Annotated in this window: 14 protein-coding genes; all 14 read right to left on the reverse strand. The window is 66.6% G+C overall.

Annotated elements, in window-relative coordinates; all coding sequences use genetic code 11:
* Positions 1-92: 92 nt before the first annotated feature.
* The 14 genes from G452_RS0106160 to G452_RS21830 all read right to left on the reverse strand — a co-directional run bounded on the left by G452_RS0106160 (position 93) and on the right by G452_RS21830 (position 16,208).
* Complete coding sequence (locus G452_RS0106160) at positions 93-623, reverse strand: amphi-Trp domain-containing protein (RefSeq protein ID WP_022661392.1); 531 nt, start codon at positions 621-623, stop codon at positions 93-95.
* Between the two features lie 143 nt (positions 624-766).
* Positions 767-1,507: an amino acid ABC transporter ATP-binding protein gene (locus tag G452_RS0106165; RefSeq protein WP_022661393.1), complete on the reverse strand. Its 741-nt coding sequence runs from the start codon at positions 1,505-1,507 to the stop codon at positions 767-769.
* Entirely contained in the window at positions 1,494-2,324 is an 831-nt protein-coding gene (locus G452_RS0106170; protein WP_022661394.1) for an amino acid ABC transporter permease, read from the reverse strand. The genes G452_RS0106165 and G452_RS0106170 overlap by 14 nt, the downstream gene beginning before the upstream one ends.
* A 94-nt stretch (positions 2,325-2,418) precedes the next feature.
* Entirely contained in the window at positions 2,419-3,237 is an 819-nt protein-coding gene (locus G452_RS18335; protein ID WP_235619590.1) for a basic amino acid ABC transporter substrate-binding protein, read from the reverse strand.
* A 337-nt stretch (positions 3,238-3,574) separates the two neighbouring features.
* Complete coding sequence (locus G452_RS0106180; protein WP_022661396.1) at positions 3,575-4,453, reverse strand: DMT family transporter; 879 nt, start codon at positions 4,451-4,453, stop codon at positions 3,575-3,577.
* A gap of 88 nt (positions 4,454-4,541) precedes the next feature.
* Positions 4,542-5,492, reverse strand: a complete 951-nt coding sequence (locus G452_RS0106185) for an exopolyphosphatase (protein ID WP_022661397.1) — start codon at positions 5,490-5,492, stop codon at positions 4,542-4,544.
* A gap of 157 nt (positions 5,493-5,649) precedes the next feature.
* A complete protein-coding gene (locus G452_RS0106190; RefSeq protein WP_022661398.1) occupies positions 5,650-6,051 on the reverse strand; it encodes a DnaJ family domain-containing protein in 402 nt (133 codons plus the stop codon).
* Positions 6,052-6,144: 93 nt separating this feature from the next.
* Complete coding sequence (locus G452_RS0106195; RefSeq protein ID WP_022661399.1) at positions 6,145-7,272, reverse strand: glycosyltransferase family 4 protein; 1,128 nt, start codon at positions 7,270-7,272, stop codon at positions 6,145-6,147.
* On the reverse strand, positions 7,263-9,629 hold the full coding sequence (locus tag G452_RS21065; RefSeq protein ID WP_022661400.1) for a glycosyltransferase: 2,367 nt from the start codon (positions 9,627-9,629) through the stop codon (positions 7,263-7,265). Before G452_RS21065 ends, G452_RS0106195 begins: the two co-directional genes overlap by 10 nt.
* Positions 9,630-9,703: 74 nt before the next feature.
* The gene (locus G452_RS0106205) at positions 9,704-12,049 is read right to left on the reverse strand and encodes a glycosyl hydrolase family 28-related protein (protein WP_162141279.1); all 2,346 of its coding nucleotides are present in this window, start codon (positions 12,047-12,049) and stop codon (positions 9,704-9,706) included.
* A complete protein-coding gene (locus tag G452_RS0106210) occupies positions 12,049-12,984 on the reverse strand; it encodes a sulfotransferase (protein ID WP_022661402.1) in 936 nt (311 codons plus the stop codon). Before G452_RS0106210 ends, G452_RS0106205 begins: the two co-directional genes overlap by 1 nt.
* Before the next feature lie 28 nt (positions 12,985-13,012).
* The gene (locus G452_RS0106215; RefSeq protein ID WP_022661403.1) at positions 13,013-14,485 is read right to left on the reverse strand and encodes a lipopolysaccharide biosynthesis protein; all 1,473 of its coding nucleotides are present in this window, start codon (positions 14,483-14,485) and stop codon (positions 13,013-13,015) included.
* Positions 14,482-15,630 carry a glycosyltransferase gene (locus tag G452_RS0106220; protein ID WP_022661404.1) on the reverse strand — a complete coding sequence of 383 codons (1,149 nt, stop codon included), beginning with the start codon at positions 15,628-15,630 and terminating at the stop codon, positions 14,482-14,484. The genes G452_RS0106215 and G452_RS0106220 overlap by 4 nt, the downstream gene beginning before the upstream one ends.
* Entirely contained in the window at positions 15,627-16,208 is a 582-nt protein-coding gene (locus tag G452_RS21830) for a serine O-acetyltransferase (protein ID WP_022661405.1), read from the reverse strand. Before G452_RS21830 ends, G452_RS0106220 begins: the two co-directional genes overlap by 4 nt.
* Positions 16,209-16,212 lie beyond the last annotated feature (4 nt).

Genomic DNA, 16,212 nt, shown 5'->3' on the forward strand with positions numbered 1-16,212 from the left:
CTCAAAAGCGGACAGGCCCGGCGGAGTGGAATGCTCCGCCGGGCCTGTCCGTTTGTCTCGGAGTGGCTTGGGCCGGTTCAGGTCGCGGCGGGTCAGGATTCCGGGGTCGCGGCCTCGCCCTTGTCGCGCTGGGCGGCCTTGGTTCCGGCGGCTTCGCCGCAGGAATGCGGCTCCGAGGTGCTCGTCTCGGCGCAGCTCCCGGCCTTGGGCGCATGGTCGGCTTTGGGTTCGGGTTCGTCCCTGGTGTCGGCGGCGATGTCCGCCTCGGGCGCGCCCCGGTAGACCGGCTCGTCGTCCAGGGTGGCGTGGTCCTCGTCCAGGCGCGACCAGGACACGGTCATCTTGATGCTGCTGGTGCTCTGGGCGCGCTTGCCGCGGATGGTCAGCTTGAGCAGGCTGCCGGGATAGAAGACCATCTCGTCCTCCTCGTCGGCGAGGATGACGCGGCCCCGGTCGATGCCTTCCACCACGTGCAGCAGGAGCTGCTTCACGGTTTCGGGATCATCCAGCGTCTCGAAGAAAATCTTCTCCTCGTGCAGCATGTGGCTGCCCTTGGAGCGGAACCTGTCCATCAGTTCTGCGGACTTTTCCTTGGCCGCGCGGGCGGCTTCCTTCATGTTCATGGCGCACTCCTTGCCCCGCTGTCAGGGGGTCATCCCGTTGATTCGGAACACATTTCGGCAGGCAGGTCAACCAGCGCGAACGGTCCGGAAACCGAAGTCTCCGGGCCGTTCGTAAAAAACACCTGCCGCGGGGCGGGGCGTGCCTAGAGAATCTGCTCCAGGAACTGCTTCAGCCGGGGGTGTTCGGGGTTTTCGAAGAAGTGGCGGGGCGTGCCCTGCTCGATGATCTGTCCCTGGTCCATGAACACGATCTGGTCGGCCACCTCGCGGGCGAAGCCCATTTCGTGCGTGACCACGACCATGGTCATGCCCTCTTTGGCCAGGGTGACCATGACCTCGAGCACCTCGCCGATCATTTCCGGGTCGAGCGCGCTGGTGGGCTCGTCGAAAAGCATGATCTTGGGGTTCATGGCCAGGGCGCGGGCAATGGCCACGCGCTGCTGCTGGCCTCCCGAGAGCATGGTCGGGTAGACGTCGGCCTTTTCCTCGATCCCGACCTTGTTCAGGAGGCTCATGGCGGTCTTTTCCGCTTCGGCCTTGGACATGCCCTTGAGCTTGATGGGGGCCATGGTCAGGTTCTGGAGCACGGTCTTGTGCGGGAAGAGGTTGAAGTTCTGGAAGACCATGCCCAGTTCCATGCGGATCTTGTTGATGTCGTTCTTGGGATCCATGACATCCTTGCCGTCCACAATGATCTGGCCCAAGTCGATGTCTTCCAGGCGGTTGATGGAGCGCAGCAGGGTGCTCTTGCCCGAACCCGAAGGTCCGATGATGACGAATTTCTGGCCGCGCCCGATTTCCAGCGACACGTCCGTCAGGGCGCGCAGCTGGCCGAAGAACTTGTGAACGTTCTTGATCTCGATGATGGGCTTAGTCTCGGACATAGTAATTCAACCTCGATTCCATGTAGCTCACGCCCTTGGAAAGGATCAGCGTGATGATGAGGTACACCAGGGCGACCATGGTGTAGGCCTCGAAGTAGTTGAAGGAGACGCTGGCGAACTCGCGCCCGCGCCGCAAAAGGTCGGCGACCGCCAGGATGGAGACCAGGGAGCTGTCCTTGAGCAGGGCGATGAATTCGTTGCCCACCGGAGGCAGGATGGTGCGCCAGGCCTGGGGCAGGATCACGTAGCGCATGGTCTGCGAGCGGTTGAAGCCCAGGGAGCGGGACGCTTCGGACTGGCCCCTGTCGATGGACTCGATGCCCGCTCGGAAAACCTCGCCCATGTAGGCGCCGTAGCAGATGCTCATGGCCGAGACAGCGGCCACCAGGGGCGGCATGTTCTTCAGGAAGATGAAGACGAAGTTCGTCTCCGGCAGTTCGCGGAAGAGCTGGCCCAGGGCGAAATAGATGTAGAAGAGCTGCACGAGCAGCGGGATGCCGCGCACGACCTCGACGTAGGTCGAGGCGATCAGGTTGATGGGCCGGACGCGGGAGATGCGTCCCAGTCCGGTGATCAGGCCGAGGATGAGCGCGCCGATGATGGAAAGGATGGTGACCTCGAAGGTCACGAGCACGCCGTCGGGCAAAAATTTGAGAATGTCCAGGTAGGGGTCGGGCTTGGTGGTGATGAGGAACAGGATGATGCCCAGTCCCCCGATGAGTGAGATCCACCAGGCGTTGAACAGGCCGCGGTCCTTCTTGTCGGGAATGGCCGCGCCGTCGCCCACGTTGATATTGACGAACTTGTTGTCTTTCATGCTTTGCTGCCCCTTGGGGGTCGTCTTCAACAGGCCGGGGCCGCGATGAACGCGGCCCCGGTATTGTCGTTTGGAATTCAGCGCCGATCAGCGGCTATTTGAACCACTTGGCGTAGATCGTGTCGTACTCGCCGGAAGCCTTGACCTTGGCCAGGGCCTCGTTGAGGATCTTCACGGTTTCGGTGTCGCCCTTTTGCACGGCGAAGCCCAGGTATTCCTTCTGGTCGGTCTCCAGGACGAAGGCCAGGCTCAGGGTGTCCTTGTACTTCTCGTTCTGCAGGGCGTAGTCGTAGGCCACGGCGTCGTCGCAGATGGCGGCGTCGATGCGTCCGTTGTAGAGGTCTTCCACGGCCAGGCCGACTTCGTCGTAGCTCTTGGCCTCGGCGCCGTCGATCTGCCCGGCGGCGAAGTAGCCGGTGGTGCCGATCTGCGCGCCGATGACCTTGCCCTTCAGGTCTTCAACAGTGGCGATGCCGGAGTCCTTCTGGACCAGCACGCCCTGCTTGACTTCGAAATAGGGGTCGGAGAAGTCCATGGTGGCCTTGCGTTCCTCGGTGATGGACACGGAGGAGCTGATGGCCTGGTACTTTCCGGCGGCCAGGCCGGCGAAGATGCCGTCCCAGGCGGTGTTCTGGATCACGGGCTTGAAGTTGCCGGCCTTGCCCATGGCTTCGAGCAGGTCGGGGCTGAAGCCCACGATGTTCTTGTCGGCGTCCAGGAATTCCATGGGCGGCCAGGTGCAGTCGCTGGCGAAGGTGATTTCGACCATCTCCGGCGCGGGAGCGGGCGCGGCGGCCTGCTCGGCGGCGGGCGCTTCGGCCTTGGGAGCCTCTTCGGCCTTCTTTTCCTCGGCCTTGCTGCAACCCAGCATGAACATCATGCCCAGGGCAGCCATGACGACAAACAGTTTCATCCAGTTTTTCATCTCAATCCCTCCGTTTTGTATCGACTCGGTCGGGCTTTCCGGCCCGTTTGGCAACTGCGCCCTGCGTCCTCCCAGCAGGAGAACGCCAGTGGCCGTTATGGTACAGAATCACGCAAGTTGTCAAATTTTTTCATTCATTCGCGAGAGAACCCCGGAGTCTTGGAGAAAATACTGAACGTGGTCAAGGCAGATGGGGGAGACGAGCGGGTTTGTTCAGGCAAAGGGAATCCGCGCCGTCTGAAAGAGCGTCCGGCGCGATGCGTGCGGAACCGCGCGGGTCGGAATGAACCGGCACGCGGATAAAAAAACAGGATGCGAAGCGGGATCAGGGCCGCAGTTGGGAGAGGACCATGCCAGCGAGCATCAGCCCGCAGCCCGTCAGCTCGCGCACGCCGAGCAGCTCGCCGAGCAGCATCCAGCCCGCCACGGCCGCGAAGAGCGCTTCCAGGCTGAGGATGATGGAGGCGTGGGCCGGGTCGGCCTGGCGCTGGGCCACGACCTGGAGCGTGTAGGCCACGCCCGTGGACATCAGCCCGCAGTAGAGGATGGCGTCCGCCGCGCCGAGCATGCCGGACCAGGTGATTTCCTCGAAGACGAGGCCCACGGCCAGGCTGAGCAGGCCGCAGACCATGAACTGGGCCTGGGCCAGGGCCAGGGGGTTCATGCGCGGAGCGAGCCAGCCGATCACGAGCATGTGCGTGGCCCAGAAGAGCGCGCCCACGAGCACGTAGAGGTCGCCCCGGGAAATGGTCAGGTCGCCGTGGATGGAAAGCAGGTAGAGCCCGGCCACGGCCAGCGCGCCGCCCGCCCAGGTGCCCCAGCCGGGCCGCTGGCGGAAGAAAAGGCCCAGGAGCGGCGTCAGGATCACGTACAGCCCGGTGATGAAGCCCGCGTTGGCTGCGGTGGTGGTCACGATGCCGAGCTGCTGGAGCGCGGCTCCGCCGAAGAGCACGCAGCCCGCGATGAGCCCGCCCTTGAGGTAGGTGCCGAAGCCGTGCGGCTGCTGGTATTCCGCCGGGGCCGTGCGCCGCAGCGAGAAGACCACCAGCGGGGTCAGGGCCAGGGAGCCGAGCACGAAACGGATGCCGTTGAAGGAGAAGGGACCGAGGTGCTCCATGCCGGTCTTCTGGAAAACGAAGGCCGTGCCCCAGATCAGGGCCGTGAGCAGGAGCAGGGAGTCGGATTTGAGCGTGGCGAGTTTCATGGGGCTCCTTCGGGTAGGTGAAGGCAGCCACATAGCAGACCAAAGGCCCGCTTGGGAAGTGGGGGAGGCCGGAGCGCGCGGGCGGGGTTCAGGCCAGGGCCGCCGCCTCTTCCGAGGAGGGCTCGCCGTATTCGTCCAGCTCTTCGAGCAGTTCTGCGATCACTTCGTCGGCCAAGTGGTTCGCCACCTGGCATGTGCCCACCTGGAAATGGCCGCCGCCGCCGTAGCGCAGCATCAGCCTGCCCACGTTGGAGCGGCAGGTGCGGTTGAGGATGGAGTGGCCCACGGAGAGCACGGTGTTCTGCTGCGAGCGGCCCCGCAGCACCTGGATGGAGGCGTTGCACTCCGGGAAGAGCGAATACATGGTGAAGCGGTTGCCCGGCGGCACCTCGTCCATGCCCCGCGTGTCCAGCACGATCACGTTGCCGTGGATCGTGATGCGCTCCAGGAGCATGTTGCGGAAATGCGTCTCCTGCATGAAATAGCGTTCCACGCGCTCGGCCACGTCGGGCTGCTCCAGGATTTCGTCCACCGGCATGGTCCGGATGTAGCCGATGAGGTCTTCCATGAGCCGATAGTTCGAGATGGTGAAGTAGCGGTAGCGGCCCAGGCCGGTGCGCGGGTCCATGATGAATCCGAGCAGCACCCAGCCCTCGGGGTGCAGGACTTCCGTCAGGTTCAGGTCGCCGGAATCGACCTTGTCCACGTAGTGGAGCATCTCGTTGAAGCGGGAGCCGAAGCGCTGCTCCCCGCCGTGGTATTCCCAGACCAGCCGCGCGCAGCTCGGCGCGGGGCGCGCCGCGCCCTTGAAGTCCGCCCCTCCGGCCAGCCGCTGCTCTTCCGAGGAGTGGTGGTCGAACCAATACCCGCATCCGGGAATGTACGGCACGTTGCAGACCACGTCGTCGGGCAGGCCCGGATATTTGCCGTCCTGAACGTCTTTGGGGTGCACGAAGAGCCAGTTGTCCATGAGACCCAGTTCCGTGAGCAGCACGGCGCAGGCCAGACCGTCGAAGTCGGCGCGGGTGACGAGTCGCAAGGTTCCCTCCCTCAGGCTGCGAAAAGCGCTTTCATGGCGAGCTGTTGCGGAAGCGACCCTCCTTCGCGTCCGCAGCGCTCCTGCCGCCGCCCAGAGGGCGGGAAAGCGGGTATGGCTGAGAATAGGGGATTCGTGCGGCGAAGGCAACGCCCCGCGATTATTTCGCAGGATTTCGCAAGACGCCGCTGCGAACGGAAATGCGCTCCACGAGCCGGCGGTAGTAGTCGTCGTCCTTTTCCAGCTCCATGCTGCGGCCCCGCTGGGCGTTGAGCTTGGAGACCAGCAGGTTCAGCTTCTGGATCTGTCGGTAGCGTTCCTGTTCGTCCCGCATCTCGTCGAGCAGGTCCAGGGCGGTGACGATTTCCTTTTGCGTGGCCAGAGCGGGAGGCAGGCAGTTCGCGTTCTTGAGGATCTTGTAGGCCATGCGCAGGTCGGCCGGGATCATGGAATCGTCTTCCAGGGCCAGGGGACGGCCCGCGCCTTCCAGGTTCTCGAAGGCCCCTTCGCGCTGGGCCTTGCGGATGGCCTCTTCGGCCTGAAGCTCGATGAAACGGAACATGGCCGCAACCTATGCCCGGCCCTGCGGCCCGGTCAAGAGGTGCGGGCAGGTCTTGCGGGTGGGGGCTTTCGAAACCGGATTAGCGGAACCGCACTAGCGGGACCGGAGCATGGTTTCGTAAACGTGCAGGGTTTCGCGCGTGATGCGGTCCCAGTCGTATTCGGCCAGCACGTGTTGCCGGGCGCGTTCGCCCAGGCGTTTCAGGTCGTGCGGCGCAAGGGCGTGCAGAGCGCGGTCCAAGGCGAGGTTCAGCGCCGGGGCGTTCCCGCAGGGAAAGTCCAGAGCCAGGGGCTCTTCACCGTCGGGCCGGACGACCTCCAGGCATTCGGGAATGTCGCTGACCAGGGCCGGGCAGCCGTAGCTCATGGCCTCCAGCAGGGCGATGGGCATGCCTTCCAGCTCCGAGGGCAGGCAGAACAGCCGGGCGTTGCTGAAGGCCTCGTCCTTGTCCTCGCCGAAGAGCGGACCGGGAAAGACGATGCGCGGGTCGTCCCCGGCCAGGGCGCGCAGCCGCGCCGGATAGTCCCCGGCCAGGGCAGGATCCCCGGCGATGACGAGGCGCAGGTTCGTATCCAGGCCGCGAAAGGCTTCGACGAGGGTGTGCAGCCCCTTTTCCGGCACGAGGCGGCCCAGGGAGAGCAGGTACGCTCCCGGTTCCAGCCCGAAGCGTCGCAGCCGGTCCAGCTCCCGTTGCTCAGGCGGGTTCACCCCGTTGGGAATGTAGGTCGTGGGGCGATCGTACACTTGCCGATAATGCTCCCGCAGCTCGCGTGAAACCACGATGGTGGCGTTGGGGCAATGGGCGGAAGTCCAGGCTCCGGCGCGCAGAATCAAGGACGCCAGCCCGCCCCACTTGGCCCTGCGCCAGTCCAGGCCGTGCACCGTGACCGCCACCTTGCGCCCCGCGAGGCGCGGAACCCAGGAGAGCAGGGAAGGGCCTGTGGCGTGGAAGTGGACCACGTCGTACCCCGCGAGCACGAAGGGCTGGCAGAGCGCGGTGTGGCTGATGGCTTCCAGGTGTTTGGAGCGGATCGCGGGGAGTTTTTTCAGGCGCACGCCCCGGTAGCGCTCTTCGGGGTGGGTTTCCCAATACGAGCGGCAGAACACGGTGACCTCGTGGCCCAGCGCGGCCATGCGCACGGAAAGCTCGCGCGCGTGGCGCTCGATGCCGCCGGACACGCCTTCGGCGATGCCGCGCAGGCCGAGGAAGGCTATTCGCATCCGCAGCTCCCGCCGCAGGAACCCCCGTCGCCGCCGCAGCTTCCGCCCGTGCCGCGCGGGGCGGCGACGGGGAAGGTCCAGTCGATCTCCTGTCCGCGCAGCAGGCGCAGCTTGTTGCGCGCTATCCAGGTCGCGGGCACGGAGAGGCGTTTCTTCATGGCCGGAGCCACGGAGCCGATCATCCAGCACTGGGCGTCGCAGCAGCGGACCCGCGCGCGCACGGCGTCCGCTTCGGGCGAATTCCAGATTTCCTCGAAGGAGGCGTTGCGGATGCTGCCCATGCTGGCCTCCATGCCGTTGCAGGGCCGCACTTCGCCGAAGGGGTCGAGGAAAAAGAGGTCCGAGCCCACCTCGCAGGGCAGAAGGCGCTTGCCCCCGCGCACGTAGTTGGCCAGGCCGTAGTTGAACCAGGCCCGGAACCAGTTCTTGGGCCGCCGGGTCTTCAGCAGCCGCACGGCCAGCCGCCGGAACTGCTCCGAGATCAGGTCGGTGTCGGCGAAGCTGTTGTCGAATTTGTGGAAATAATAGTTGTTGTGCATGGCCGCCGTGGCGAACTCCAGGCCCATGGCCTCGGAAAGCTCGTAGAGGTCGAGCATGTCCAGGGCGTTCTTGTCCGAGACGGTGATGCCGAAGCCGATGTCGCAGACGCCCATGGCCCGCAGCCGGAGCAGGGTGCGCAGCCCGTGGTCGAAGCCGTCCTTAAGTCCGCGCAGCTTGTCGTTGGTGGCGGGCAGGCCCTCCAGGCTGACGCGCACGCCGACCTTTTCGGGGAAGCGCTCCATCAGCCCGGTGATGCGGTCCGTGAACCAGCCGTTGGTGCTGATGACCACGCGCTCGGTCTTGGGCAGCACGGTTTCGACCACTTCGGCGATGTCCTTGCGCAGGAAGGGTTCGCCGCCGGTGAGGTTGATGAACTTGAACCCGCCGGGCAGCTTTTCCAGGTCCGCCGGTCCGATCTCGTCCTTGGGATCGCTGGGGAAGTCCCAGATGTTGCACATGTGGCAGTGGGCGTTGCAGCGATAGGTCAGGCAGACGAGGCCCTCCCTGGGCAGGGGCCTTGCCTGGGGCGCGGAGGCGGCGGGATCGGCGGGCATGTTCGTTTCCTTGCGTGAAAAGGTGATGCGCGTGCGGTTGGGCGCGGGCGCGGGCTGGGCCAGCAGCTCTTCGTAGAGCTCCACGACCTGCCGCATGTGCCGCTCCAGGGTGTAGCGCTCCTCGGCGCGGGCGCGGGCCGCGAGGCCCATCTCCCTGCGGAGCGAGGGCGTGACCCAGAGACGTTCCATCTTGCGGCAGAGGTCGTCCGCGTCTCCGGGCCGGAAGAGCAGCCCGCTCACGCCGTCCTCCACCAGCTCGGGAATCCCGCCGATGTTCGCGCCGAGCACGGGCTTGGCCAGGCTCATGGCCTCGAGCACGACCATGGGGCAGTTTTCGTACCACTCCGAGGGCACGGCCACGTATGAGGCGCAGTCCATGAGCGCCACGACCTCGTCCCAGGAGCGCTGGCCCAGATATTCGGCGAAGGGATAGCGGGTGCGCAGGGCGTCCTCCTCCGGGCCGGAACCCACGACCTTGAGCGGAATGGACGCGCCCATGCGGTTGTGGGCCTCCAGCAGGGTGGGGATGCCCTTTTCCCGCGAGAGGCGGCCGATGTAGAGGGCGTAGGCCGCGTCCGTGCAGGAGGGGGAGAAGCGTTCCACCTCGATGCCGTTGGGGATCACCCGGACCTTGCGTCGGGGCAGGACGTGGCGGGTCACGGTGTCGCGCAGGAAGCGGCTCGGCGCGATGAAGGCGTCCACGCCGTCGTAGCTTCCGAGCCAGTGGTGCAGGGAGCGCTCCGCGGCCAGGAGCAGGCCCTTGAAGCGCGAGCCCTGGCAGTTGGCGGTCAGGGGCTTGTAGAAGCGGTGCGGCTCGCACTTGCGGCAGATGTTCCCGTCCTTGTCCAGCATCACGTAGGCCGGGCAGACCGTCTTGTAGTCGTGCAGGGTCATGACGACCTTGATTCCGAGCCGCTTCAGGGCCGGGATGATGGACGGGGTCAGGTGGTGGTAGATGTTGTGCAGGTGCGCGATGTCCGGCTTTTCCCGCTCGGCCAGGGCCGTGATCCTGCGGACGGCCTCGGCGCAGTGCACGAAATTCGCGCCCAGGCGCAGCTTCTCGCCGAGGGAGCCAGGGGGCGCGCCGAAATCGCGGTGGGAGAGGAAGTCGTCCGCGTAGGGCGAGGGCTCGTTGCGCGGGTCGCTCATGGAGAAGTCCACGACCTCGTGCCCGTGCTCCAGGAGCCAGGCGCGTTCCTGGAAAAGAACCCGCTCGGAGCCTCCCTTGTTGTAGAAGAACTTGTTGGCCTGAAGGATTTTCATCGGGTCCGGTCCGCGTCCTTGCTGTGCTTTGCGCTGCGCGGCTTGGGGGCGCGCGGCGTTCGGGTTTGTGGGGCTCAGCGCTTGTAGAGCACCGGCATGTCGCGCGGGGGCGTGACCACGCGGGTGCCGTCCGGCATCTCGTCTTCGAGCAGGGACCAGACTCCGGGGTCGTAGCCCCGGCTGCCCAGGAATTCCTTTTCCGTGACGCGCGGCCAGAAATTGCCGTTGGCCAGGGTCAGCCGCTGCACGTTCTTGAACGAGAGCAGCACCTCGCCCGGAGGCGCGGCCGCATTGCCGCCCGTGCCGAACAGGTTCAGCTCGCGCACGTTCTCGGCCCGGAGGATGGGCAGGTGTCCCTCGCCCTTGAGTCCGTAGATCTCGACCTTGCCCGCGTCGCGGATTTCGCTCTGATACGTGCCTTTGGCGTGCTCGATGTCGAGCTGGTAGAAGCGCAGCGGTCCGGGCGTGCCGCGCACGAGCAGGTGGCGATAGTCCTTGCCGTGGCCGGAGTGCCCTTCATGGAAGTAGTTGTAGATCGCCCCGCCGCCGTGCCCCTCCACGAGGAACAGGGGCAGTTGCCGGTCCGGGAAGTTCTTGTCGTTGACCTTGAAGCCCTTGAGCGAACGGTTGTGGATGAGGATGTCCTTGACCATGCTCCGGCCGCCCGAGCGCCAGTCCAGGGCGATGGTCTTGTCCGCCTCCACGGGCAGGTAGAAGCCCACGTGCACGATGCTGGTCCGGCAGTCCTGGGCGTCCGCTGTCACGACCATGGCGTGGGGACCGGGGCCGTTGACGATGCCGGGCTCGTTCTTGTCCACGCAGAGGAAGGAGAGGTTCTTGGCCGCGCCCAGGAGCCGCGTTTCAGGCCGCAGAACAAGGGGGCGCGTCAGCCGGAAATAGCCCTTGGGCAGGAACACGTCGTCGTGCTCGTCGATGGCCTTCTGGATGGCGGCCGTGTCGTCGGTTCGGCCGTCCCCCTTGGCCCCGTAGTCGAAGACGTTGGCGATGCCGGGAATTTCGATGGGCGGGACTTGATGCGGCCAGAGATGACGGCCCACCAGGTCTTCGGTCAGCGCCGGGCCGGAGGCCGGTCCGGCGAGCTCCATCGGGTCGGCCTCGGCGTAGTTCGCCCTGGGCTGGGCCTTGCCGTTCAGGTAGACGGGGCACTTGAGGAAAAAGAGCTTCTTGGTCACGGGATTGATGCCGTGGGCGTATTCGCGCACGGTCAGCCTGCCGCCCGCAGCCGCGGGAAAGCCGATGGCGTCCGGGTGCTGCACCGGGATGGTGGCTCCGTCGAAAACCACGTTTTTCAGATAGAGCGAGCGCTCCGCCTCGATGGCCGTGCCGCCGCGCGGCATCTCGATGCGTGCGTCGATGATGTCCATGGGGCCGATCATGGGCCCCCATTGCTCGGCGTTGCTCTTGATCAGCGGGCCGCTGGCCCTGCTGCGCACCTCCAGCCCGACGGCCACCAGGGTGTTCATGCCGCTGTAGAGGATGGCGTGCTTGCGCTGGTCCAGAAGACGCATTCCCGCGACCAGGGGCACGGGGTCCGTGAGCCGCAGGTCCAGGCCGATGTCGCCACCCGTGACCGTGACGCCGTAGTGGCTGCCGCCCGCGCCCGTGCCGCCTTGCAAGCCGATGTGGCCCGGTCCGGCGTCGATGGCGCAGTCCTGCACGCCGGAGCCCTGCGCGGCCCAGAGAACCACGCCGATGGCCCCGGTGTCGCCCTCGCCGATGCGCACGTCCACGTTCATGAGCATCTGGTTGAAGTTGATGCTCGACGAGAACTGGCTGGGCACGGGCCCTTCCTTGGAGCGCTTGCGCGCCAGGAAGCGGATCACGGCCTTGGGCTTGCGCGGATTGTCGAAGCCGTCGGCAAAGGGCGCCAGCTCGATCACGGGCCGGGGGCCTTTGCCGCTGCCCTGGATCACGCAGGGGAAGTAGCGCGCTCCGAAAACCTGTCCGTTGCTGCGCAGGTAGTATTGCTGGATGCAGTCCAGGGTGTCGGAGACGCGGTAGGTGCCGGAAGGCAGAAAGCAGACCAGCTGGTGGTCGCGGGCGTAGTTGATGGCTTTCTGCAGGGCCTGGGTGCTGTCCTGCTTGCCCGTGGGGTCGGCCAGGAAGGGCGCGCGGGTCACGTCGAGATAGCCCAGCCGGGTCAGGTCGGTCTGCACGTCGGGCGCGGGCGCGTCCAAGGCCAGGGGGCCGTCCTGGTAGGGTTTCATGACCGGCGGCGCGATCATGGAGGAGAGTCTCTCGGCCGCGTGGACCGGGGCCAAAGCGGCCAGGGCCAGGAAAAGGGCCGCCGCAAGCGCGGAAATACGGTGCAGGGAAGCGTGCCAGGGGGCTACAGGCCGGGAAGATTCGGGCCGGGAGGCTCCGGGCCGGGACCGTGGGCTTGGGTGTCGCTGCGTCATCAGTAATACCCGTATTCCTTGAGGTTCAGGGCGTAGCGCTCGTCGAGGGCGCGGTTGTCCTCGCGGCATTCCTCAAGGATGCGCGCGGCCAGGACGCCGGGCTTGCCCGTTTTCCCTCCCTTGTACCCGAAGGGCCAATATTCGTGCAACAAGGTCACCGGACTGACCAGGGAGAATTTGCCGTTCTTCAGGCGCGGCACGCCCGGCACGAGCCCGGCCGGGTTGAGGTAGCTGCGGAAGAAGTGGTTCAGCACGCGGGTAACGCCCAGGCCGAAGGGGCCGAGCCGGGTGGCGTTGTCCTTGCGCTTCGGCAGGGGCGGCAGGGTCACGTCCAGAAATTCGGAAATCCGGCCCAGGTAGGCGTCCGGGTCGCGGACCAGCTCTTCGTAGGCCAGCAGGAGCAGGCCTTGGGGGAACAGCTCCTCCACCCGCCGGACGTAGGGCAGATAGCGGAAGCGGTCGCGGTTGAAGAGCGGCTGGTGCGGGGTGTTCGCGGCGAAGCCGTAGTAGCGCTCCACGCCACGCGTGCCGCCGCTGCGCAGATATTGGCGGTAGAGGCTGCGGGCCAGTCCGTCCTGCCGCCGCAGGGTCAGGATCACGCGGGCGTCGGGAAACGCGGCCGCGAGGTTGCGCAGGACCGCGTCGCGGTGGTCCAGGCCGTATTCCAGGTCGCCGGAGTGCAGCGGGCCGGAAAAGCCTTCGTTGCTGAGCAGGTTGGGCTTGTCCGGTCGGAGCATGCCCGCGAGCAGGGCGTGGGCCTTTTGCGGCTCGAAATAGATGGGGTCGCTGTAGGCGGCGTAGCGATAGAACGGCAGGAAGCCGTCGTTGTCCGTGCAGAGGAAGTTCAGTTCCGGACAGGCCGGAAAGACGCGGTTTTGCAGGGTCGTGGTTCCGGTCTTGTGCAGGCCGATGTGAATGGTGACGGTTCCGGTCATGGTCTTTCCTCCATCAGGATTCTTGGCCCTAGGCCTGCCCGCGCTCGGCGAGCAGCCGCCGGATGCGCGTGAGGTAGAAGAACGCGAAATACGCGGCGAGCAGCAGCCCGGCCAGGGGAAGCTCCAGCCAGTGGCGGTCGAGGTTCCCGGCGAGACTGCCCAGAAGGGGCCGCGCCCCGAAAAATACCGCGCCGAGCACGGCGGCCGCCCCCAGCGGGGCGAGAGTGCGGCGCAGCAGGTCGCCGGGGGCGACCCCGGCCTTGCCCGTGACCCAGAAAATCCGGGCCGCAAGCACCAGGGAACTGCCTGCGGAAAGGAATATCAGCGCGGTGGCCGCGTCGCCCTGGGCCGCTCCGAGGGCGAAGGCGGCCAGGGAGACCGCGAGTTGCAGCAGACTGAAGAGGAAGCGCTCGCGCTGCAATCCCAGGGTGTCCAGCAGGGTGCCCGTGAACAGCGAGATGAAGGTCAGCAGGAACACGGGCAGGAGGATGCGCACGTAGCTGCCGGATTCCTGCCATTCCCCGCCGAAGACCAGCCCGAACAGCTCCGGGGCGAAGGCCCAGAGAATCACGGCCGGAAAAAGATAGAGGATCAGGTTGAATTCCAGCACCCGGAGCACGAACTTGCCGATGGGGCGGCCCTTGTTCAGCTGGTCCGCGGTGTGCTGGAAGAAGCTGCGGCCGATGGCCTGGCCGATGACCATGCTCGGCTGCTTGAGCATGCGCACCGCGAGGTTGTAGAGCCCGACCTTGACCGGATCGTAGTAGAAGGCCAGCAGAAAGGTGGGCAGCTCCATGTTCAGCATCAGCACGAGGTCCGTGCCGCAATATTTGGGAAAGCCCGCATAGGCGCGGGCCACGGCCGGAACGCGCTTCCAGGTCGGCGCGCCGAAGACCTGCCGCAGGAAGCTGCGGAAATCCCCTGCCACCAGGGTCACGAGCAGGAAGAGGTCGTTCAGCGGCTTCATGGCCACCAGAACCACGGGCGCGGTCAGCCCGGAAAGCCCGGCCAGGATGACCAGGGTCCGGCTGGTCGCGGCTCCGGCGAACTGGGCCGCGGCCTGGCGGCGAAACTGCTTCAGGCGCAGGTTGCGGATTTGCAGAACCAGAATGCCCCCGCTGAACAGGCAGCCGAGCGGGATCAGCTTCAGGGTCGTGGGCGAGGCCACGCCGAGCAGCCCGCGCAGGGTTTCCGGCAGGAGCAGCACGACAGCCAGGGCCAGCGCGCTGAACCCGGCCACGAGGCAGAGGGCCAGCAGGGTCAGGGCGTGGGAGTCCTCCTCGTCCTTGGGCAGCATGATGGGCGAGTTGTAGCGCAGGTGCGAGATCGAGGCCAGGACCGTGATGCAGGAGAAGGCCAGGGCGAATTCGCCGTAGGCTTCGGGCGGAAAGAGCCGGGTCAGGATCGGGGTGCAGCCCACGGTCACGGCCTGGGCCAGGATGTTCCCGCTCATGAGCGTGAGCACCGAGCCCACGAAGCCCTTGTCCTTGGCCGCGCTCATGCGCGCGCCTCCGGCCTGCCGCCTTCCACGAGGCGCAGGGCCTTGGCCAGGGCTCCGGCGAAATCGTCGTGACCGGCCATGCGCGAGGGCGTGCGCCGCGCGCCTTCGGAGAGCCGTGCGCGCAGGCCGGGATCGGAAAGTACGGCCTTGAGCCGCTCGTGCAGCTCGGATTCGCAGTCGGAGCGGAAGAGCAGGCCGTTTTCCCCGTGCTTGACGAAAAATGCAAAGGGGCCGAGGTCGGGCGCGATGACCGGGATGCCGAAATGCAGGGCCTCGGTGGCGGCCATGGGCCGCCCTTCCGGAAAGGTCGATCGGGTCGGGGTGGCCGCGGCCCAGGCGGTTTCCAGCCGCGCCGCGATTTCCCGGTGGGGCACCCGGCCCGCCAGCTCCACGCGTGCGCCGAGTCCCAGGGCGACGACTTCCGCGCGCAATTCCTCCAGGGCCGGGCCGTCGCCCACGTAGACCAGACGCAGGTCCGGGTCGTGCTCCAGCAGGGGGCGCATGGCCCGCAGCAGGTCGAAGACGCCTTTTTCCCGCTCCACGCGGCCCACGAAAAGCACGCTGCGGGGCTGCTCCGCCGGAGGGGCGTAGGAGGGCTCGGGCAGGTCGTCCATGCCCCGGTCAAAGGTCAGGATTCCCGCGTCCCCGCCCCGGATTTCGGCCATCTGCCGCGTCAGGAACGGGCCGTGGCAGATGCAGGCGTGCATGCGCCGCAGGCAGAAGGCGTTCAGCCGGACCATGAGCCTGTGGCGCAGGCGCGGGCTCGCGGGTTCCAGGGTGTTGTGGCTGGAAAAAATCGTGCGCGCGCCCGTGAGTTTCGCGGCCAGCAGGGTCGCCAGCAGGGGCAGGTTGCGTTCGCCGCAGACGATTGTTTTCGGGCGTGCGCGCAGCAGGGCCGCGAAAATGCGCAGGCTGCGGCGCGCGCTGCCTCCTCCGGCCACGCCTCTGAGCCGGGTGGCTCCGTCCTCGATGGGCGGGAGCGCGCGGGCCGAGGCCGTGCCGAGCACGAGGCGGGCGCGGCCCTCGGTGGCCTCCAGGAACTGGGTCAGGTAGACCAGGGGCCCGCCGTCGCGGTCGCCGCCGGACGTGCGGATTTTCATGTATTCGGTCAGCACGTCGCCGGATTTGACGTAGGCCACGCTCATGCCGGACCTGCTTTGCGCGTGGCGGCGTCGTGCTCTCCTGCCTCCGGTTCCTCGGCCCCCTCGGCCTCCTCGGTCCGGTCCAGGGGGCGCACCTGCGCGGGCACGCCCACGGCCAGGCAGCGGGGCGGCACGTCGCGCAGGACCACGGCGTTGGCCCCGACGACCGCGCCGTCGCCCACGCTGACCGCGCCGAGAATCTTGGCTCCGGCGCCCACGTTGACCCCGTTGCCCAGGCGCGGCGCGTCCAGGGGGCGGTCCGGCCGCTTGTTGCCGATGCTCACGCCCTGGCGCAGCAGGCAGTCGTCCCCGATGACCGCGTTGCCGTGCACGATGATGCCGCCGAAATGCTCGATCTGCACGCGGCGGCCGATTTCGGCGCGGCAGTGCAGACTGATGCCGAAAAATATCTCGCAGAGCTTGTGCAGCACGAGATGCAGCGCGCCCCAGGGCTTGCGGACCCACCAGGACGAGTAGCGGAAGCGGCGGTGGCCGAAACGGTACACCGTGAGCGCCCAGAAGCCCTGGGCCAGCAGCCCTTCGCGGTGGGCGCGCAGATCCTCTCGAAACGTTTCCAGCATGCGG

This window comes from Paucidesulfovibrio longus DSM 6739 (genome assembly GCF_000420485.1).
Taxonomy (GTDB): Bacteria; Desulfobacterota; Desulfovibrionia; order Desulfovibrionales; family Desulfovibrionaceae; genus Paucidesulfovibrio; species Paucidesulfovibrio longus.